The 20,086-nt window shown below is 44.7% G+C and carries 19 protein-coding genes; 9 read left to right on the top strand and 10 right to left on the bottom strand.

All coding sequences use genetic code 11. From position 1 onward, the window contains the following. Positions 1 to 210 precede the first annotated feature (210 nt). Genes DWW60_RS06290 through DWW60_RS06275 form a run of 4 tightly spaced genes read left to right on the top strand, consistent with a single transcriptional unit; the run spans position 211 to position 3,219 of the window. Positions 211 to 786: a 2-oxoacid:acceptor oxidoreductase family protein gene (locus DWW60_RS06290; protein ID WP_022217194.1), complete on the top strand. Its 576-nt coding sequence runs from the start codon at positions 211 to 213 to the stop codon at positions 784 to 786. Further along, positions 786 to 1,088 (top strand): 4Fe-4S binding protein, encoded by a 303-nt coding sequence (locus DWW60_RS06285; RefSeq protein ID WP_004848700.1) that lies wholly within the window; start codon positions 786 to 788, stop codon positions 1,086 to 1,088. Before DWW60_RS06290 ends, DWW60_RS06285 begins: the two co-directional genes overlap by 1 nt. After that, positions 1,089 to 2,270 (top strand): pyruvate ferredoxin oxidoreductase, alpha subunit, encoded by a 1,182-nt coding sequence (gene porA / locus DWW60_RS06280; RefSeq protein ID WP_015533185.1) that lies wholly within the window; start codon positions 1,089 to 1,091, stop codon positions 2,268 to 2,270. A gap of 13 nt (positions 2,271 to 2,283) precedes the next feature. Next, entirely contained in the window at positions 2,284 to 3,219 is a 936-nt protein-coding gene (locus tag DWW60_RS06275) for a thiamine pyrophosphate-dependent enzyme (RefSeq protein WP_004848697.1), read from the top strand. Positions 3,220 to 3,626: 407 nt separating this feature from the next. Here DWW60_RS06275 and DWW60_RS06270 read toward each other — a convergent pair whose 3' ends face one another. Together DWW60_RS06270 and DWW60_RS13400 are read right to left on the bottom strand one after the other, a co-directional pair. Beyond that, positions 3,627 to 3,776 (bottom strand): HAMP domain-containing histidine kinase, encoded by a 150-nt coding sequence (locus DWW60_RS06270; protein WP_117874682.1) that lies wholly within the window; start codon positions 3,774 to 3,776, stop codon positions 3,627 to 3,629. After that, a complete protein-coding gene (locus DWW60_RS13400) occupies positions 3,773 to 3,934 on the bottom strand; it encodes a hypothetical protein (RefSeq protein ID WP_158564571.1) in 162 nt (53 codons plus the stop codon). The genes DWW60_RS06270 and DWW60_RS13400 overlap by 4 nt, the downstream gene beginning before the upstream one ends. A gap of 172 nt (positions 3,935 to 4,106) precedes the next feature. Between DWW60_RS13400 and DWW60_RS06260 the strand changes: the two genes are divergently transcribed. Then, a complete protein-coding gene (locus DWW60_RS06260) occupies positions 4,107 to 5,018 on the top strand; it encodes an AraC family transcriptional regulator (protein ID WP_158564572.1) in 912 nt (303 codons plus the stop codon). Between the two features lie 98 nt (positions 5,019 to 5,116). Then, a complete protein-coding gene (locus tag DWW60_RS06255) occupies positions 5,117 to 6,169 on the top strand; it encodes an alpha/beta hydrolase (protein WP_117874676.1) in 1,053 nt (350 codons plus the stop codon). On the opposite strand, the gene DWW60_RS06250 is transcribed toward DWW60_RS06255, so the two are convergent. The 5 genes from DWW60_RS06250 to DWW60_RS06230 all read right to left on the bottom strand — a co-directional run bounded on the left by DWW60_RS06250 (position 6,170) and on the right by DWW60_RS06230 (position 13,098). Beyond that, positions 6,170 to 8,020, bottom strand: coding sequence for an alpha-amylase family protein (locus DWW60_RS06250; protein ID WP_117548645.1), 1,851 nt, complete (start codon positions 8,018 to 8,020; stop codon positions 6,170 to 6,172). A 114-nt stretch (positions 8,021 to 8,134) separates the two neighbouring features. Next, positions 8,135 to 9,100 carry a PfkB family carbohydrate kinase gene (locus DWW60_RS06245; protein WP_055143962.1) on the bottom strand — a complete coding sequence of 322 codons (966 nt, stop codon included), beginning with the start codon at positions 9,098 to 9,100 and terminating at the stop codon, positions 8,135 to 8,137. A gap of 389 nt (positions 9,101 to 9,489) precedes the next feature. Beyond that, a complete protein-coding gene (locus DWW60_RS06240) occupies positions 9,490 to 9,690 on the bottom strand; it encodes a cold-shock protein (protein ID WP_015533189.1) in 201 nt (66 codons plus the stop codon). A 150-nt stretch (positions 9,691 to 9,840) separates the two neighbouring features. Next, positions 9,841 to 12,393 carry a 1,4-alpha-glucan branching protein GlgB gene (gene glgB / locus DWW60_RS06235; protein ID WP_117874675.1) on the bottom strand — a complete coding sequence of 851 codons (2,553 nt, stop codon included), beginning with the start codon at positions 12,391 to 12,393 and terminating at the stop codon, positions 9,841 to 9,843. A 24-nt stretch (positions 12,394 to 12,417) separates the two neighbouring features. Beyond that, positions 12,418 to 13,098, bottom strand: a complete 681-nt coding sequence (locus DWW60_RS06230; RefSeq protein WP_015533191.1) for a hypothetical protein — start codon at positions 13,096 to 13,098, stop codon at positions 12,418 to 12,420. A gap of 297 nt (positions 13,099 to 13,395) precedes the next feature. Here DWW60_RS06230 and rpsT point away from each other — a divergent pair, with 297 nt between their 5' ends. Then, a complete protein-coding gene (rpsT, locus tag DWW60_RS06225) occupies positions 13,396 to 13,659 on the top strand; it encodes a 30S ribosomal protein S20 (RefSeq protein WP_055143958.1) in 264 nt (87 codons plus the stop codon). 153 nt (positions 13,660 to 13,812) lie between these two features. Here the strand turns inward: rpsT and holA are convergent, their stop codons facing one another. After that, a complete protein-coding gene (gene holA, locus DWW60_RS06220) occupies positions 13,813 to 14,832 on the bottom strand; it encodes a DNA polymerase III subunit delta (protein WP_117874674.1) in 1,020 nt (339 codons plus the stop codon). Between the two features lie 263 nt (positions 14,833 to 15,095). Between holA and pdxS the strand changes: the two genes are divergently transcribed. Together pdxS and pdxT are read left to right on the top strand one after the other, a co-directional pair. Beyond that, on the top strand, positions 15,096 to 15,974 hold the full coding sequence (gene pdxS, locus DWW60_RS06215; protein WP_004848658.1) for a pyridoxal 5'-phosphate synthase lyase subunit PdxS: 879 nt from the start codon (positions 15,096 to 15,098) through the stop codon (positions 15,972 to 15,974). 1 nt (position 15,975) lies between these two features. After that, complete coding sequence (gene pdxT / locus DWW60_RS06210) at positions 15,976 to 16,539, top strand: pyridoxal 5'-phosphate synthase glutaminase subunit PdxT (protein WP_055143955.1); 564 nt, start codon at positions 15,976 to 15,978, stop codon at positions 16,537 to 16,539. A 90-nt stretch (positions 16,540 to 16,629) separates the two neighbouring features. Here pdxT and DWW60_RS06205 read toward each other — a convergent pair whose 3' ends face one another. Together DWW60_RS06205 and DWW60_RS06200 are read right to left on the bottom strand one after the other, a co-directional pair. Continuing rightward, positions 16,630 to 17,580 carry a YitT family protein gene (locus DWW60_RS06205; protein ID WP_117874673.1) on the bottom strand — a complete coding sequence of 317 codons (951 nt, stop codon included), beginning with the start codon at positions 17,578 to 17,580 and terminating at the stop codon, positions 16,630 to 16,632. A gap of 81 nt (positions 17,581 to 17,661) precedes the next feature. Then, on the bottom strand, positions 17,662 to 20,031 hold the full coding sequence (locus DWW60_RS06200; RefSeq protein ID WP_158565885.1) for a DNA internalization-related competence protein ComEC/Rec2: 2,370 nt from the start codon (positions 20,029 to 20,031) through the stop codon (positions 17,662 to 17,664). Between the last annotated feature and the right edge of the window lie 55 nt (positions 20,032 to 20,086).

The raw sequence follows: 20,086 nt of genomic DNA, 5'->3' as shown, positions 1-20,086 counted from the left end.
CAAATGCTTTTTTATAGTTTTCAGATAACTTATCCCATCGTTAAATCCAACATTTTTAGGTATTTCTGTTATCCGCGTTAAATTTTTTTGTTTTTCGACTCATTTCCTTAATTTTATTCTTTACTTATTATCTATAAATGGTATAATCAAAAGGATTATTTTTCCTAATAAACGGAACTTAATGAGAAATTTTTGACAGGAGATGTGAAAGTGAAAGATACTATCGAAATCAGATGGCACGGACGTGGTGGTCAGGGTGCCAAGACTGCTGCCCTGCTCCTCGCAGATGTGGCATTCAAAACAGGTAAATATGTTCAGGGATTTCCTGAGTATGGTCCAGAGAGAATGGGTGCACCTATCACTGCTTACAACAGGATCAGCAGTGAACCTATCAGAGTACATTCCAACATTTACGAGCCACAGTATGTGGTTGTAGTTGACGAATCTCTGATCGAACCTGTACATGTGACTGCAGGTCTCGCCGAGGATGGCGCCATCATTATAAATACACCTAAGACTCCGGACGAGGTCCGTCCACTGCTCAAGGGTTACAAGGGCAGGGTATACACACTTGATGCCAAGGAGATCTCCATGAAGACTCTCGGCAAGAATTTTCCTAACTCTCCTATGCTTGCAGCCATCGTTGCTGTCAGCGGAATAATGGAGGAGGGACCTTTCCTCGAAGATATGAGACAGTCATATCAGCACAAATTTGCCAAGAAACCAGAGGTTATCGAGGGCAACATGGAAGCATTAAAGCTCGCCTTCAGGGAGGTAATGAAGTAATGAGAACAGATATAAGCAAGATACATGACAATAGCAAATGGACAGAGCTCACACCTGGAAACCACGTATACGGCGGTGGCACATCCAAGGCATTTAACACAGGTGAGTGGAGGACTTCAACCCCTGTCCTAGACGAGAGTAAATGCGTACACTGTCTTCTGTGCGCACCTGTCTGTCCGGATTCATGCATTCCGGTCGTATCAGGCAAGCGTCTCGCATTTGACCTGGAGCACTGCAAGGGCTGCGGTATATGCGCATACCAGTGCAAATTCGGAGCAATCACTATGAAGGAGGGCAAATAAATGGCTATAAGAGAACGTCTTTCAGGAAATGAGGCTGTGGCACATGCTATAAAGCAGATCAATCCGGATGTTATGCCTGCATTTCCTATAACACCTTCAACTGAGATACCTCAGTTCGTTTCAACATTTATCTCCAATGGAGAGATCGATACAGAATTTATACCGGTAGAGAGTGAGCACAGTGCCATGAGTGCAGCGATCGGTGCAGAGGCTGCCGGCTGCCGTACACTCACAGCCACATCATCATGTGGTATGGCTCTCATGTGGGAGGAGCTCTACGTGGCAGCGTCCAATCGTCTTCCACTTGCCCTCGCACTTGTAAACAGAGCACTCTCCGGCCCTATCAACATCAACTGTGACCACTCAGACAGTATGGGCGCACGTGATACAGGCTGGCTTCAGATATACGCAGAGAACAACCAGGAGGCATATGACAACTTTGTTCAGGCATACAGAATATCTGAGCACAAGGATGTCAGACTTCCTATCATGATATGTCAGGATGGTTTCATCACAAGCCATGCCGTTGAAAACATCACCCTCATCGAGGATGATCTCGTAAAGAAGTTTGTAGGTGAATACACCCCTGAGCAGTATCTGTTAAATCCTGAGATGCCTATGGCTGTCGGTCCTTACGCCACATCTCCTTACTATATGGAGACTAAGATGGCTCAGAACACTGCCATGAAGAATGCAAAGCAGGTTATTCTTGACGTTGCAAAGGAATTCGAGGAGATGACAGGCCGTCACTACGGATTCTTTGAGGAGTACAGACTTGACGACGCTGACTACGCCATCGTTATGATCGGTTCTGCTGCCGGAACAACAAAGGAAGCTATAGATGAGCTGAGAAACGAAGGCAAGAAGGTCGGACTCTTGAAGATCAGGGTGTTCAGACCATTCCCTGGTGAGGAGATTGCAAAGGCTCTCGCCCACACCAAGGCTGTGGCAATCCTTGACAGATCGGAAGGATTCAGAGCAGGCGGCGGTCCTCTCTCAGCAGAGGTCAAGGAGCACCTGTATGACATTCAGGCAACCACAAAGGCTGTCAGCTACATCTACGGTCTCGGCGGACGTGACTACACTGTGGACAGCGCCAAGGGCGTATTTGCACAGCTTGAAGACATGATAGAGAACGGTGCTGAGATTCCTCAGTATCAGTACATAGGACTTAGACAGTAGGAGGTAAGATGAAATGGCATATAATTTTAAAGAAGTAATGAACAAGCCTGAGCGTCTTGCTCCAGGTCATAGAATGTGTGCAGGCTGCGGTGGTACGATCACTGTCAGAACTGTACTCCGCGCCCTTCACGAGGGCGACAAGGCGGTCATCGGTAACGCCACAGGATGTCTTGAGGTTTCAACCTTCATGTATCCTTACACAGCTTACGAGGACAGCTACATACACAACGCATTTGAGAACGCAGGCGCAACCCTCTCAGGTGTTGAGACAGCCTACAACGTTCTGAAGAAAAAAGGCAAGATAGATGACACATACAAATTCATCACATTTGGCGGTGATGGCGGAACTTATGACATCGGACTTCAGTCACTGTCAGGTGCCATGGAGCGTGGACATGACATGGTATATGTGTGCTATGACAACGGAGCATACATGAACACCGGTATCCAGCGTTCATCAGCTACTCCTATGTATGCTGACACCACAACCACACCGGTAGGCTCACAGTCAAATGGTAAGATGCAGAACAGAAAGGATCTGGCACAGGTCATGGCTGCCCACGACATCCCATATGTTGGACAATCTACTCTTCTCGGCAACATGCGTGATCTCTATGAGAAGGCTGAGAAGGCCATATATACACCTGGCGCAGCTTTCCTCAACGTCATGTCACCATGTCCTAGAGGATGGAGATACCCTACAGAGAAGATCATGGACATCTGCAAGCTGGCAGTCGAGACATGCTACTGGCCTCTGTTCGAGGTTATCGAGGGCAAATGGATCCTCTCCTACTCTCCTAAGAAGAAGCTTCCTATCGAGGACTTCCTGAGAACGCAGGGCAGGTTCAAGCACCTGTTCAAGCCTGAGAACGAGCACCTTCTCGTTCAGTATCAGCAGGAGGTTGACCGCCGTTGGGAGGATCTGCTGTATAGATGTTCTAAGAATTAAATTGTATGACGGACAAAAGAAAGCCCACCCGGGGTATATAATCGATCACGTTTGTCTTCCTTCGTTTCAGCTTGTTTCTATCTGCATGCGGCTACGCACGCGATAAGGGCGTTGCGCGCTTCGCCTTAGCAAGAAACGCTGAAACTCAGTCGACTGCACTACCAATCGTTATATATGCCCTGGGCGGGCTTTCTTTTTGTTTTTGTTTGATAATACACATCATGCGCATAGTATACAGATTATGCGTTTGATGACTCATTACAATTTAGACCATCTATAGAATCAGGGAATTGTTTATATTCATATGCTATGATTTGGTTTCTCTTGCAAGTTTGTCAATTTAGGCATAAAATTTTATCTTTTTGCTGAGAAAGTCCCGTTTTGCAATACCGAAACCTAGGTTCATTCTATCTCTTAAATGCTATAGTGACCACGAACCAACCATCTTCTATCTGTATATCTCCGGTAAATCCTGACAAATCTAATACCTTCTTTACTATGGACAGGCCAAGACCATTTCCTGTGTGGCCGGTTCTGGCTGAATTTCCTTTCTTCATCGGCTCCCACAGCTCAGATGGATCACAGCATTTCCTGAGATCTCACATTCTATATCTCTGTTCTCAAGTTCCACTCTGTATCTGTCCACAACCTGTCCAATAAGCTTGTTCAGATCTATATCCTCATTCTTGATATCGGGAGCCTTTTCAAGTCTCATATATGAAAGCATTCCTGTTATCATCTCATTTATATATGAAACATTCTCGAGTATTGAATCCGTATAGTGTCTTGATAACAAACCGATATGACTTTCATATGTCCATTATAACAATTTACTACAAATATGTGCTATAGTGATATACATACATTACATGGAGGTAGAAAACCATTTGAATTGGACCGAAGGACTTATTAACGCAATTGATTATATTGAGACTCACCTTATTGACGGTGAAGTATTGGACCAAAATACAATAGCCAGGCAGGCTTACTCTTCTCCCGACAACTTCAGGAAAGTATTTCATCTAATCACGGGATATACTATAGGGGAATATATCAGAAACCGCCGGCTTTCCCTGGCTGGAGAAGAACTCATTTCATCCAACCGCACGGTGACTGATATTGCACTTGAATACGGATATGACACACCCGAAAGCTTCACGAAGGCTTTCACACGCTTTCATGGAAACTCTCCAACTTATGTTCGAAATAACAAGTCCGGTCTCCATAATTTCACCCGGATTGTATTAAGGGTCACAGCAGATGGGGGATCTATGCTCAACTACAGAATCGTTAAGATCAACAACATGTGTATTGCCGGTTATTCCAGGGTTTTCACAAGCCTCGATACCGCGAAAAATAATGTTCTGATTCCAAAATTTACAAGAGAATGCTGCAGTCACAGCTGGGATAAACTAATGGAAATTAAATCCACTGATGAAAAACCAAATAACTGCTTATTCGGTTACAGATCAAATGATTTTATAAATATTGATAAGTTCAATAATGAAATTTCATGCTTTAATTACACATTTGGACGAATGATCACAAAACAAGAAATTTCCGGATTAAATATATCCGATTATTCGATAACAAGCATTCCTGACGGCGAATGGATCTGTTTTGACTGTTCAGATACTACTCCTGCCGGGCAGCAGTCACTTTGGTATAAAATTTACACAGAATTTCTACCGTTTTCTCATTATAACATAGTGCCTGACATAACCTTAGAGTGTAGCAATGTATCATTAAAAAAGGAACAAAATTACCTTCTCCTGCAAATCCGCCCCGACAAAGTTTAACCATTGCTGACAGGTCATAATGCAACTCCTGTGATATTGTTTTTATAGTATTTCTCACTTATATGATAATTACTAAATACAATCAAAGGAGGCCTTTTATGAAAAAGGAATTAACAATTTTGACCACATTCAGCATAGCTATTATATTAGTTGTCACCGGGTGTCAGCACTCGTCAGCATCTAAGAATGACTCTACTGTCACCCAATCGGTCACCAGCTATTCTTCATCCGAAGATACGTCAATCAAAAAAGCAACAACAAGTGAAACCTCAGTCAAAGAAATCACAACTGAGGAGCTTACTACAGAAGCGCCAACTCCAACAGGTTTACTTCCAGAGGAACGTGCCAGCATAACCATGGGAAAACTCTCTCCCGAGCACATGTATTATAACGAGGTGACAACTCTTGATCCCGCCTGTGCAGACTATATCAACGAATTATCCATTTATGATGCTGAGATAGATGACACTTTTGTTGTCCATATATCTCTTCCACCTGATTATAACGAAGCAAGCTCATATCCAATGGTTGTTATGACCGATGGAGTCTGGAGACTCAGTGATCACCCTGAACTCAGACCTCTTATGACATCTGGCCAGATACAGGACGTTATCCTTGTCAGCATAGGATATCCAAACACTTACAATTATGATGTCATCAGAAAAAGAGATCTCCAGACTAACCCTGATTCATTCCTGCATTTTATTGTAGATAACCTGATTCCTTACCTGGAAGAAATATACTCTGTAAACCCTGAAAATATGACTCTCACAGGACATTCCCTAGGTGGATACTGGGCTTACTACGCTCTGTTCCATAATGACACTATAGGAAAAAATACATTTGCAAATTATTATATTGGCAGTCCTTCCATGTGGGCAAATACTGACGGCAAATTCATGTCTACGTACGAAGAAGAATATTACAATAGAACACAGACTCTAAATGCTAATGTCTATGTAACCGTAGGTGCAGATGAGGATAAAAACTTCATATCTTCTATCGAGGATTTCTACAATGATTTACAAGAGAGAAATTATTCTGGCTTAAACCTAACCTACGAAAAAATAGAAGGCTATGACCATAACACAGTCTTTAAGCCTTCTATCAAAAATACTCTCCTTATGTTCTATAAAAAAGATTCCGAATAACTATCTGTAGAACCACCAGCATCCATATCTAGGCATGACTGCTCCAAGCTCGCGGAGTGTCTTGCCTGATATGAGATCGGTATATATGTCAGCCTGATCCTCAGGCATAGTCCAGATGAGCTGATCCATGTTGCTGAAGTTGAAAAATGCCCTCAGCTCATGTCCTGCATATTCCCTCACTATTCCGAGGACGCTTGCACATCCTGTCTCTATGGTGTAGACATTTGCATTACATGAAAATACATCATGCGATGCTCTTATATCCTCCATGTGGCGCAGCGCGTCAAATATCTTCATGGCTACAGGATCTTTATTTTCAACCTTGTCCCATGGGAAGTTTCCTCTGTGCAGATATCTGCTGTCCGCACATTTGTCCGGATCATTCTTATAAGTATAATCGTTTGTCTGTCCTATCTCATCACCGCTGTACAGAACCGGGATTCCGCTCTGTGCCAGCAGGTATCCATGAAGCATGAGATCACAGGCAATGGCCTGTTCGATCTTGTCTGCATTTGCCTCGTACTGGCCGGCCTCAAGGCCTGACAGGGATGCTGTTGTTCCACACAGACGGGCATCTCCGAGTCTAGGATCATCGTTATAGAGCTCACCTCTGGAATCACTGTTGTATCCCTTTCCTGTGAAATAGTCATTCAGGAACTTCTTGTGTGCCACCTCATCTATGCCGAACTGTGCCAGCCAGTCATAGTCAAGTCCCCAGCCAATATCATCGTGGCATCTGAGGTAATTCAGGAACACATAATCCTTTGGAAGTGCACACACCTGATCCATCTGGCGCTTTAAGAGTCCCACATTCTTCGTGGCTATCGTATTCCACGTGGATGCCATGGTTGTCACGTTGTAGAGCATATGGCACTCTGGCTTGTCAACTGTTCCAAAGTATGGAACTACCTTGGAAGGCTCCATAACGACCTCTCCGAGAAGAAGGACTCCCGGACATACTATCTCACTGATTATCCTCATCATACGGACAAGAGTGTGAACCTGTGGAAGGTTACGGCAGTTTGTGCCTATCTGCTTCCATATATACGGAACAGCGTCGAGTCTGATGACATCTATACCTCGGTTTGCCATATAGAGCATGTTGCCGACCATGTCGTTGAACACCATAGGATTTGCATAGTTCAGATCCCACTGGTATGGGTAAAATGTAGTCATGACCACCTGATTGCAGTCATTTATCCATGTGAAGTTACCAGGCGCCGTAGTTGGGAATACCTCAGGCACAGTCTCCTCATATATGTTAGGAACGAACCAATCATCATAGAAGAAATATCTGGATCTTGCAACAGGATCTCCATTTCTCGCTGCCCTTGCCCACTCATGATCCTCACTTGTATGGTTCATTACGAAATCCAGACAGCAGCTTATACCCTGTCTGTGACACTCTGCAGTGAGGTCCTCCAGATCCTCCATGGTTCCAAGCTCAGGCTTTACCTTTCTGAAATCCGCAACAGCATATCCGCCGTCATCTCTGCCCTTAGGGCTTTCCAGCAGCGGCATAAAATGAAGATAATTCACACCACATGACTTCACATATGGAAGCTTTTCTTTTACACCCTTCAGCGTTCCCGCGAATGCATTTGTGTACATCATCATACCTAACAGATCATTCTGCTTATACCAGTCCGGATTCTTGACACGGCTTCTGTCCAGCTTCTTGAGATCAGCATTTCTCTCCTGATAATAACCATACAGAGAATCGCACAGCCAGTCAAATGCCTCCATATTGTTGTTATAGAGCTCGCAGTAGAGCCACTTGAGCTCGTCATATCTCTCATCAAATCTCTTTGTATATTCTGCAGTCTTTTTCACTGTCTTTGAACCTGCCATTTATCTTCTCCTTTTCTGACTATAGTCAATTAACTTATCATTCTCATTTTATTTACATAATCTGTATCATTACCGTACACAACCTGTTTTAATCTGTTGCCGTATTTTTATCTATTACTGTCTCTCGGCAATGAGCTTCTCAACCTCGGATCTCTCCGGCATAACCTTGAGTGCTCCCTTGCGTGTTGTGATGATCGATGCAGCAGCATTTGCGAATACAAGCATCTCTGTAAGCTTATCAGTGTCAAGATCTTCAAGTCCATTATCAAGTACATAATTCAGCACGCATGCACAGAAAGTGTCCCCGGCGCCTGTGGTCTCTATAGTATTCTCCTGGATAAACGGCTTTGCCTCAGCGACTACATCCCCGTAGTATGCACGGCTTCCATCTCTTCCCATGGAGAGAAGTATCAAAGGTATATTGTATGTGTCCTGAAGTATCTTTATACCCTCGTCAAAATCCTCTCTTCCTGTGAACCACTGTATCTCATTATCTGATATCTTGAGCACATCACACTGTCTCATACCCCAGTCGATCTGATCATGGGCCTCGTCCAGAGTCTTCCACAGAGGCTCCCTGAGATTCGGGTCAAATGTGACGATGCATCCAGCCTCCTTTGCAGCAGCCACAGCCTTCTGTGTTGCAGAACGTGACACCTCGTACGTCAGTGAGAGTGATCCGAAATGGAACAGCCTGGCATCCTTTATGATACTCTCATCCACCTCATCTGCGCTTAACATAATATCCGCCCCCGGATTCCTGTAAAATGAAAAGTCTCTGTCTCCGTCCTCGTATGTATGCACAAATGCAAGTGTTGTGTGTACATCCCTGTCAAACTTCAGATTGTCAGTGTTGATCCCGGCATCAGCCACAACACCGGCAAGCATTTTTCCAAGGAAATCATCCCCTACTTTTCCAACAAATGCAGTCTTCTTGCCAAGCTTCTGCAGCATAGCGAGAACATTGCATGGTGCTCCGCCTGGATTGGCCTCCATCATCATATTGCCCTGGCCGCTGAGCCCGTTCTGTGTAAAGTCTATGAGCAGTTCTCCAAGTGCCACAACATCAAATCTCTTCATGGTACATATCCCCCTTATAATCTAAAATAAATACGTGCCTGTTTATTTAACTGTTTATCAACAACAGCAAATGTATGAAACATGTTTCACCATATATGTGTATTCTACATTTTATCATCGCCAACCGTCAAGATGATTTTTAAAGATGTGTTGTTTTTATTATAGCAGACATACAATTTTAGCATATGGCGACATCTATAATATTCTTGTATTTATGTAACACGAGGCCTTGTAGATATTCATCTCAGTTCTACGCAATAGCATGCTCCGGTTCGTTGCTCATAAAAAACATCCCCTGATCATCTGTAATCATAACCCGGGGATGTTCTCCTAATTCAACATGTATTCGCTTTAAATATATGGCTGTTTTGACATATACCGCATTGTATTTACAGTTTTGTCACATTTGCCGCCTGTGGACCCTTTTCACCGTCCACAACCTCATACTCTACTGTATCTCCCTCTTCAAGAACCTTGAAGCCCTCCATATTCAGTGCTGAGAAATGTACAAATACATCTGCTCCATCCTCATCACATATAAAGCCGTAGCCTTTCTTTGCATTAAACCATTTTACTTTTCCTGTCTTCATACTGCTTCCTCCTTAAAAACTACCTGGATTCTTATGATCTGGCTGGTCGTCACCCGCCTGATGTACAAAAAAGGGGCACAGAACGATATCGTTCTGTGCCCCTTTGCACTTACACTGACATTATATGACCTGTTGTCTCATATTGCAAGTTTATTTTTTGCGTGCTTTTATATCTTTCTTGATGTCATCAGCAACAGACACCACTGACTTTTCTATATCTGCTATATCATCCTTTACCTCTTCTGAGATCTCAGATGCCTCCTTTTTCAACTCAGCAGTCTTCTTCTCGGCTTCCTTTTTCAGCTCATCTGCCTTCTTCTCCGCCTCTTTCTTCAGCTCAGCCGCTTTCTTCTCGGCATCCTTCTTTATCTCCTCAGCCTTCTTCTGTGCCGCTGCAGCCTTTCTCTTTGCTGCGTCCACACGCTTCTTTGCAGCAGCCTTGGCCTCAGCTTCCTTCTTCTCAAGCTCAGGTGTCATATCCGTGTAATCGTACTCAAACACAACTGTTGAGAGTGGCGGAACCGTGATGTCTATACTGTAAGGAGTTCTGGCATTCTTCTTGTCCACTGCCTTGACCGGCTTGCCGTTGAGTCTGCCCTTTCCGCCAAACTGTACATCATCTGAGTTGAGTATCTCCTTGTATGTCGTGTAGCACGGAACCGGTATACTGTAATTATCTCTCTCAACCGGAGTGAAGTTACATACGAAAAGCAGCTGCTTCTTCGGAGTTGAGCCTCGTCTTACAAATGAAAGTATGCTCATGTCTGGGTGATCGCAATCTGTCCACTCAAATCCCATTGGATCTGTGTCATTCGTATACATCGCATCATTGGTATTGTAAAGCTTATTGAGCGCTTTGACATACCTCTCCATGCCCTGATTGAGCGGATTGTCTAAGACGAACCAGTCAAGGCTTCTCGCCTCACTCCACTCTCTAGGCTGTGCAAATTCCTGCCCCATAAAGAGCAGCTTCTTGCCCGGATGTCCATACATGAATCCGTACGCAGTTCTGAGATTTGCGAATTTGTCCTCCTCGCTGCCAGGCATCTTTTCTATCATTGAACGCTTAAGATGAACTACCTCGTCATGGGATATGACGAGAACATAGTTCTCAGCATACGCATACGAAAGACTGAAAGTCAGCATGTTCTGGTTGTTCTGTCTGAAATATGGATCCATCTGCATATACTCAAGGAAGTCATTCATCCATCCCATATTCCACTTGAACAGGAAACCAAGTCCGTCCATGGATGCCGGAGCAGTTACACCTGCCCACGCTGTTGACTCCTCTGCTATTAGATATGCCCCCGGATTTCTCTCATCCATGATGCTGTTTATATTCTGCATAAGTGCTATTGCCTCAAGGTTCTCGTTTCCACCATGCTCATTCGGAAGCCACTGTCCATCCTGCTTGCCATAGTCGAGATACAACATGGATGCCACAGCATCCACGCGGAGTCCGTCTATATGGAACTTCTCGACCCAGAACAGAGCATTTGCCGTGAGGAAGTTTGCCACCTCATTGCGGCCATAGTCAAATATATATGTGCCCCAGTCAGGATGCTCTCCTCTTCTTGGATCCGGATGCTCATAGAGAGGCATCCCATCAAAACGTCCAAGTCCGTGCGCATCCCTAGGAAAGTGTGCTGGCACCCAGTCGAGGATAACACTGATTCCCTTGCTGTGCATATAATCAACGAAATACATAAAATCTACTGCATCACCATACCTGCTGGTCGGTGCATAATAATTGGTAACCTGGTAGCCCCATGAGCCGTCAAATGGATACTCTGATATACCCATGAGCTCTACGTGCGTATATCCCATCTCATTGAGATAGTCTGCCACCATAGGAGCGAGCTCCCTGTATGTGTAGAAGCCTGCATCGTCATCCTCAACCTTCTTGTGCCATGAGCCGAGATGCATCTCGTATATGGACATAGGCATGCGCATTCTGTCAGTACGGCTGATCTTGCTTCTATCCTTCATCCATGATGTATCCTTCCACTTATAGCTGCTTATGTCTGCAACCACTGAGGCATTTTCCGGTCTCATCTGACACTGGTTGCCATATGGATCAGCTTTGTACAGTATCTCACCATATCTGGTCATGATCTGATACTTGTACACAGCGCCCGGCTCCACGCCCGGCAGGAACAGTTCGTATATTCCCTCATTCGCTGTGATCTGCATAGGATTTACATTACCATCCCAGAGATTGAAATCACCGACTACACTGACACGTCTTGCATGAGGAGCCCACACTGCAAAGTAGGTTCCACGTACACCGTCTATAGTCATAGGGTGTGCGCCAAGCTTCTCATATATATTGTAATGTCTGCCCTCCGCAAAAAGGTATGTGTCAAAATCCGTGATAAGCGATTCAAATGAATATGGATCTGCACTGTTTATAATGGTGCCATCCTCATATGTGGTGACAACATTGTACTTGTTGCCATCGTACTCCTTCTTATCAAAATAAATGGCGAACAGTCCTTCATTTGTCATCTGTTCCATGGTGTGTATCTTCTTACCTGTGCGCGATGTAACCTCTACCCTGATCGCCCCCGGCTTGTACACAACGATTATCTGACCTTCACCATAATCATGGATTCCCAGCAAATGCTTTGGCGCATTGATCTTGCTGGCAATGAGCTCATCATAGAGCACCCAGTTTATCCACTCCTCGATTCTTTTTCTCATAACTACCTCCCATTATGTAACCTTCTATCTGAATTTGTGTGGACGTGATTTCTTATAGCTTATAACCCTGACTATGATAGTAACCACAAGTCCAACAAATATCGTTCCAACATACACCCAAAGAACCTTCGTTCCCGTACCGGCCGGTATTATATCCGGCAGGACATCGTGTCCCGGAAAAAGCTCCGCATAGCTTTCTCCAAACACCATTCTTCTTATGCCATACATGATTCCGCTGCCGGATACCGCCATGGCTATAAAGCTGATTATTCCTATTATAACGCCTGCAGCGCCGCCCCATACAACACACTCATACAGTCTCCTTCTCCTTATGACTACAAAGCATGCCACCAGAAGCACAATGGATATGAACACACCATTGCTTGCCTTGGATTTGATGTCTGCAAGCTGTTCAAGCCTCATCACATTCTCAGTGGACAGATATACGTTGCCAAGCCTGTACTCCTGCTCGCTGTCCCCATCCAGAGCATCCAGCACGATACTGTATTCCACCCACGCATCAAATTCTGATAATTCCTCAGTCTGTCCGTTATTCATGACTGAACTTATCGTGCCGCTATTACTCGGCTTGTAGCTCTTCTCCGCAACCCTGCAAACGCTGAACGAACACATTATCGCCGTGGAGATGATCAGCAAGACCAGCGAAAGTGCCATTATCACCTGAAAAAATCTATATTTAAACATCTGTATATTTCTCTGCTTTTCCTGTATTATAATATGTATGGATCATTAAGACCCACTGCATATATGATACCATTTACCCCTTTTTATGTAAAGGAAAGTAACATGTTGTTTTACTTCATTTTTCTTAGGAAACAACATGAAAATAATCTACGAAAATGCGCATTTTTTTGTTTTTTAGTCTTGACAACGAATTGCGTTTCATCTATTATATGTGAGTATGTTTACATTGAATTGTCCGTGTCCGGTTTTAATGTAAAACCTTATTATATTTAATTAGATTTTATGGAGGTAAGAATTTTGGCTAATATCAAATCTGCAAAGAAGAGAATCAATGTTATCGAGAAGAAGACACTTAGAAACAAGATGATCAGGTCTAAGGTTAAGACAGTTATCAAGAAGGTTGAGGCTGCTATCGCTGCTGGTGATAAGGCTGCTGCTCAGCAGGCACTTGTTGTTGCTACATCAGAGATCAACAAGGCTGCTTCAAAGGGCATCTACCACAAGAACAACGCTGCTCGTAAGGTATCACGTCTTGCAGTTGCAGTTAACAAGATGGCTTAAGCATCTGGCTGATAACTACATAACTTTGACACAAGGATTTGGATATATTAAACGGCTGCATATATTTGAACCAATCATAGTTATATAAAAAATAACCACTGTTTTCACAGTGGTTATTTTTTTGCCTCAATATCTAATATCATCACCAGTCTCCTACTGCATCTCACACAGCTCCACGATCATGACCTCCATCGCCGCGTTATCCATAACCTGTCCGGTCTTGAGCTTGTAGTCCATGTCCTGACAGTTCTCCACTATGTCTTTAAGCTGTGCCATGCTGTAGTCCCTGCACTGAGCCTTGTAATTCTTCACCGCCCACACCGGGCATCCTGCGATCTTCGCCAGGCTGGCGTCCTGCGCGCCATCTGATAATGCCATCTTTACCAGAAGGAGCTTGTTGAACTGTCTCATGATACATGCGTTTATCATGATCGCCGATTCCTTATTCTCAAGAAGATCGTGATACATACTGCAAGCCTTCTTCTTCTGCTTTGCAATGATGAAGTCTATCATCTGATACACCTTGCTCTCCGCATCCTGACTGCACAGAAGATCCACATCATGCTCGCTGACCTGCTTCGTGTCTCCGGCGTAGCTTATCATCTTGTCAACCTCATTCTTGATACAGTTCATATCCATGTTAGCAGCTTCGATTATCTTGTATATCGCCGTGTCTGTGGTGGCAACACCATCGGCACGGAACAGTGACTTCACCCACGTGACCATCATCTTCTCATCAGGGGTCGCAAAATCCAGAGCCTCTCCATTCTTGTCCACAGCCTTGAACAGCTTATACCTGGTGTCCACATCCATCTCTACAAATATGGCAACTGATGTATCCTCTATCTCCACCAGCTTCTTTGCAAAATCCTCGTTGCTGCTCTTGAACAGACCACTGTTCTCCACAAGGACAACTCTTCTGTCCGCAAAAAATGGCATCTCGTTGCAGAATGCAAGAAGCTCAGATGTATCGATCCCATTTCCGGCAAATTTCATAAAATTCAGATTATCGTCCTTATCAGTCAGAGCCAACAGCAGCTTATCCCTGTACTGGTTCACGAGATACCTCTCCTCCCCATACAGAAGATATATCTTGGCAAACTCCCCCGTCTTTATATGTTGGTTTATGACCGCCATCGCGTTCTTTTTTTCTTTTTTCTTTGTTGCAGCCATTACGTTTCTCCTTCATCAAGCTTATGTCTCACAATATGATTTTCAAAATATAGTACCAGTTTCTACCATAATTACATCTTATGTGGCAAATCTGACCTGTTTTTCTATGCATTTTGATAATATCAGAGGTTATCTGACCTGTTTTTATAATCACATATTGATTATTTCTATAATGTCACTTTGGTTTTATAATCACCTACAGATTGTGAGTTTATGTACACTCACTCCAATAAACACAAATCTAATTATAACGGAGGTTCAACATGGAGACAACAGAAAGATATAAGTTAAATAAGGAACTTGCCCAGATGCTTAAGGGCGGAGTTATCATGGACGTTACAACACCTGAGCAGGCTAAGATCGCTGAGGCTGCCGGCGCTTGTGCAGTTATGGCACTTGAGAGAATCCCAGCAGATATCAGAGCTGCCGGTGGTGTATCACGTATGAGCGATCCACAGATGATCAAGGGAATCCAGAACGCTGTATCAATCCCTGTTATGGCTAAGTGCCGTATCGGACATTTTGCAGAGGCTCAGATCCTTCAGGCCATCGAGATCGACTACATCGACGAGAGCGAGGTTCTCTCACCAGCAGATGACGTATACCATATTGACAAGAGACAGTTCAAGGTTCCATTTGTATGTGGTGCCAAGGATCTCGGCGAGGCTCTCAGAAGAATCAACGAGGGTGCTTCAATGATCAGAACTAAGGGCGAGCCTGGTACAGGTGATATCGTTCAGGCCGTAAGACATATGAGAAAGATGAACAGCCAGATCGCTGAGATCGTCAGCATGAGAACAGATGAGCTGTATGAGGCAGCTAAGAAGCTTGAGGTTCCTTACGATCTCGTTCAGTACGTACATGAGAATCACCGTCTCCCAGTTGTAAACTTCGCAGCCGGCGGTGTTGCTACTCCTGCCGACGCAGCTCTCATGATGCAGCTCGGTGCTGAGGGTGTATTCGTAGGTTCAGGTATCTTCAAGTCAGGAGACCCTGCTAAGCGTGCTGCTGCCATCGTTCAGGCAACAACAAACTACAATGACGCTGATCTCGTCGCAAAGCTTTCAGAGGGACTTGGTGAAGCTATGGTTGGTATCAACGAGCAGGAGATCGCAATCCTCATGGCAGAAAGGGGTAAGTAATATGCAGGTTGGTGTATTGGCAGTACAGGGAGCTTTCGCAGAGCATGAGCATGTACTTTCCGAGCTCGGCGTATCATGCTTAGAACTTAGAAATGCCGGAGATCTGAACAAGCCTTATGACGCCCTGATCCTTCCTGGCGGTGAGAGCACAGTCCAAGGAAAGCTTCTCAGAGACAGCGACATGTTCGACACTATAAAGTCTCAGATCGAGGGTGGCATGCCGGTTCTTGCCACATGTGCAGGACTTATTCTTCTGGCACAGCACATCGAAGGTGATGACACTGTACACCTTGGCACTCTCCCTGTCACAGTAAAGAGAAATGCCTACGGAAGACAACTTGGAAGCTTCCACACAGAGGCCGAGCTTAAAGGTATCGGTGAGGTTCCTATGACTTTCATCCGTGCACCTTATGTGGCTGAGGTTTCACCTGAGGTTGATGTCCTTGCAACAGTTGATGACAAGATCGTGGCGGTTAAGTACGGCAACCAGTTTGCCCTCTCCTTCCACCCTGAGCTTGACAGCGACTACAGGATCCACAAGGCATTTGTAGACAGTATCCAGTAATATATTGACTACAGTCTAAAACATATATCAATAAAGAAAAGCCTGTGACATATACAGCAGTTATCTGCCGGTATATGTCACAGGCTTTTTCTAATCTATTTTTCCGGTATGCTCCAGGCTATCAAAGTCCGTCATACTCTCATGCTCAGGAAGCTTTGTGAGCGGTTCTTCCTTCTCCTCTATCTTCTCAAGGATCTCCTTGTATTCATTATCCTTGATGTGGTTGCCGATGATCTCCGCCACATCCGTAACTGTGACAAATGCAGAAGAATCTATGGAATTGATGATGTTCTTCAGCTCACCAATCTCAAATCTCGTGATAACACAGTAGAGCACTGTCTTGTTGCCGCTTATCATTCCCTTGCCCTGCATGATGGTAACTGTTCTTCCAAGCTTCTTGTATATCTTGTCTGCCACCTCTCTGGCATCATCAGTTATGATCATGGCTGCCTTCGCCTGCTCAAGACCGGTCTCAACCATATCAAGCACCTTTGATGTTATAAAGTATGTAAGAAGACTGTACATCGCCCTGTCCAGACCAAAGAGCATTCCCGCAATAGAATATATGATCAGATTCATGCCCAGAACAACTCTTCCAACCGGCCAGTCTTTTTTCTTGTTCAGCATGATGGCCACGGTCTCCGTTCCATCCAAGCACCCGCCGAACTTGATGATGATACCAACTCCAAGTCCAAGTATCACACCGCCGAAGCACACCGCAAGTATGGTCTCTGAGGTTGCATTTTCAAGGGGTTTGAATATCTCCACAAATACTGAGAATACAGCCATGGAATAACCGGACTTCACCATGAACATCTTACCAAGCTGTCTTGAACCTATTATAAGAAACGGAACATTAAGAACGATCGTCAGAATACTCAGGGACACTTCTGTGAGATTATTGATCATGATACCTATACCGATGACTCCTCCGTCAAGTATGGTGTTCGGCACGAGAAATTCTTCGATAGCAAATGCAGCTATAACTGCGCCAAGTGTCAGCATTACAAATTCCAGCAGTAATTTTAGTTTTTTTGTCATACTCATCTTCCTTTCCACATCATAGTCGTTTCTTCCTTCCCCTGTTCTCCTTTCAGAATTCTTATTCTCATAACTCCCTGATCATCTGTATCCGGTTACCGAAATTTCACCATCCGTTATCTCTACACATATAGCTCCATAGTCTATGGTACTCATTACATCAGCTCCACAGGCATCCAAACGCTCCAGTGTCTCCCCGTGCGGATGACCATATCGGTTATTCTCCCCCGCCGATATGATCGCAAGATCCGGGGCGACTGCTCTCAGGAACTCCCCACTCGTAGAATATCTGCTGCCGTGATGTCCGACCTTCAACACATCAGCACTCAGATCACCGCCCTCCGAGATAAGCTCCCGTTCTCCATCTTCTCCCAGGTCTCCCGTAAATAAAACACTGTACCCTCGATACTCCAGACGGATAACCGCAGAAAGATCATTTGCATCTTTTATATCAGTTTTTTCGGACGGATGCAAGAAATTTAACCACACCTTAGCTGCATCCTTGCCACAGGACATTTGAAAACCGCCGTCCATATATATGATATTTACGCCTCTTTTCTCTGCCAGCTCAAGCAGTTCACCCATATTTTCAATATCACCATACATCGGAACCACAAGATTATCTATTCTGATACCGGAGTTCGTATCGCTTAGAAGATATTGGATACCGGACACATGATCCTTATCTCCGTGTGTCACAAATGCATAATCTACATGAGCTGCACCATAAAACTTTAGAACAGGCACCATCACGTACTCACCAACCTTATTGCTACTCGACGAGCCCCCATCTATCAATATATTTACTCCCATGCCAGACCTTATAAGTATGCCGTCTCCCTGACCAACATCCATAAATACAACTCTGAACTCCCGGTCAAATGAAGCTGCTTCGTAACACACGCAGCACAAGGTCATGATCACAGCAGCGCACAGACAGACCATCCGCCTCCTCACCCTGGCGCAGTCTGCACTCTTTGCTCTTACAAGCAGGATCAGCACTCCAACCATAGCCATATAAAATACTACGATCATCATAACCGACACATGGCCTGTATTTATACTGTAAAATGGAAGCTTCATCGCCCATTTGCAAAGCTGCCTGTATATTGCAAGTATCAGCTTCACAGGAAACGCTCCTATGCCCACCGCCATCTCATTGCCCTGTAGTATCCCGGGAAAAATAAGCATAGCCGCAATCACGACGATACTCACGAATATTATCACAGAAACCAATGGCACTATGAGCAGATTCAGAAAGATCGAATACAGCGGAAACTGGTAATAATAGAATATAACAAGCGGTCCGGTGGCAAGTGTTATCGCCAGATTCATTACAAGTGTGCTGACTACCTTATTCTTAGCTGGAATAAGCTTTTTCATAAGTGCTCCAGGCACCGCCATCCCCAGCACTGCGGCAAAAGACAACTGAAATCCGGCATCAAGGATGATACCCGGATCAATCATCGCCTGTATGACTGACGCGGTTCCCGCGGATGTAAGCATATCAGGGCTTCGCCCCTTTACCTGACCGATCACAGATATCACCATCATTATCATGGCTCTTACAGTTGAACTCGCCATCCCGGTCATAACTCCGTAAAGTACGATCACAGATATAGCCATTATACCTGATGCCATATATGACCCTGTAAGCCTTCGCAGCACGCCGAATAATGTCATTCCTATTATTGCTATGTGCACACCGGATATCGCCAGAATATGAGCTATTCCATTCATCTGAAACAGCTTCTTCGTATCCCTGTCAATGCCGCTCTTATCCCCCAGTAGCATTGCCTTTATCACCGAGCCATCAGTCTCTCCAAACACACTGTCTGTGATCTCCCCGGACTTTATACGCAGCCTGAACAGAATGTCTCCTATACGGCTGTAGTCCTCTCCACACTCCAGAATGGAGATATCCTTTCCTACTATATATATTCCCTTGTGCGAATAATATTCCCGCGCATCGAATTCGCCCGGATTATCTGCAGAGTCCGGCCTTGACAGACTGCAGCTTAAGGTCAGCTTCATTCCGGTCTTCAGGCTTCCCACGTCTTCCATGTACAGCAATACCTTTGATCTTCCCCGGTATTCCACAGTTTCTTCTGAGTCGCCTCCGCCAAATGTTATCCATTCCGCATACACATATACCCGCCATTCATCGCCGGACTGCCTGATCTCGTACACCTTTCCTTCTATACCGCCCGGCTGCTGCCCATCGAGCTCTTCTGCGAGTCTCTCCTGCTTCGACATAGCACAACCATTCATATAACCGGTCAAAGAGATCATTCCAAATATCATCATACTCAGAACGCATCTGACGATCCTGTTCTTTCTATCTTTATCACCATGAGCTTTGCCACTATAAAAAAACATGGCTGTACCGGCTTTGTCCATGTAAACCGACAATACCGGTGCAGCCAATATGATCAGACCAATTATAAGCACTGAACTGTCAGCCGCCTCTTTATACGCCTCTCCAAGCGCAAAGCATACTGCTATC

Source organism: Coprococcus sp. AF16-22 (assembly GCF_003461545.1).
GTDB lineage: Bacteria > Bacillota > Clostridia > Lachnospirales > Lachnospiraceae > Coprococcus > Coprococcus aceti.
Note: the sequence above shows the minus strand (reverse complement) of the source record. Positions and strands in the feature narration are given on the sequence as shown.

Coding starts and splice junctions, on each gene's coding strand:
- DWW60_RS06240 (WP_015533189.1), bottom strand. CDS start 9,690: ATGAAGACAGGAAAAGTAAAATGGTTTAATGCAAAGAAAGGCTACGGC.
- glgB (WP_117874675.1), bottom strand. CDS start 12,393: ATGAGAAAAAGAATCGAGGAGTGGATAAACTGGGTGCTCTATGATGAG.
- DWW60_RS06245 (WP_055143962.1), bottom strand. CDS start 9,100: ATGAAGAGATTTGATGTTGTGGCACTTGGAGAACTGCTCATAGACTTT.
- DWW60_RS06275 (WP_004848697.1), top strand. CDS start 2,284: ATGGCATATAATTTTAAAGAAGTAATGAACAAGCCTGAGCGTCTTGCT.
- DWW60_RS06230 (WP_015533191.1), bottom strand. CDS start 13,098: ATGTTTAAATATAGATTTTTTCAGGTGATAATGGCACTTTCGCTGGTC.
- holA (WP_117874674.1), bottom strand. CDS start 14,832: ATGGCTGCAACAAAGAAAAAAGAAAAAAAGAACGCGATGGCGGTCATA.
- DWW60_RS06285 (WP_004848700.1), top strand. CDS start 786: ATGAGAACAGATATAAGCAAGATACATGACAATAGCAAATGGACAGAG.
- DWW60_RS06270 (WP_117874682.1), bottom strand. CDS start 3,776: ATGAAGAAAGGAAATTCAGCCAGAACCGGCCACACAGGAAATGGTCTT.
- DWW60_RS13400 (WP_158564571.1), bottom strand. CDS start 3,934: ATGAGACTTGAAAAGGCTCCCGATATCAAGAATGAGGATATAGATCTG.
- DWW60_RS06250 (WP_117548645.1), bottom strand. CDS start 8,020: ATGGCAGGTTCAAAGACAGTGAAAAAGACTGCAGAATATACAAAGAGA.
- pdxS (WP_004848658.1), top strand. CDS start 15,096: ATGGAGACAACAGAAAGATATAAGTTAAATAAGGAACTTGCCCAGATG.
- pdxT (WP_055143955.1), top strand. CDS start 15,976: ATGCAGGTTGGTGTATTGGCAGTACAGGGAGCTTTCGCAGAGCATGAG.
- porA (WP_015533185.1), top strand. CDS start 1,089: ATGGCTATAAGAGAACGTCTTTCAGGAAATGAGGCTGTGGCACATGCT.
- DWW60_RS06205 (WP_117874673.1), bottom strand. CDS start 17,580: ATGACAAAAAAACTAAAATTACTGCTGGAATTTGTAATGCTGACACTT.
- DWW60_RS06255 (WP_117874676.1), top strand. CDS start 5,117: ATGAAAAAGGAATTAACAATTTTGACCACATTCAGCATAGCTATTATA.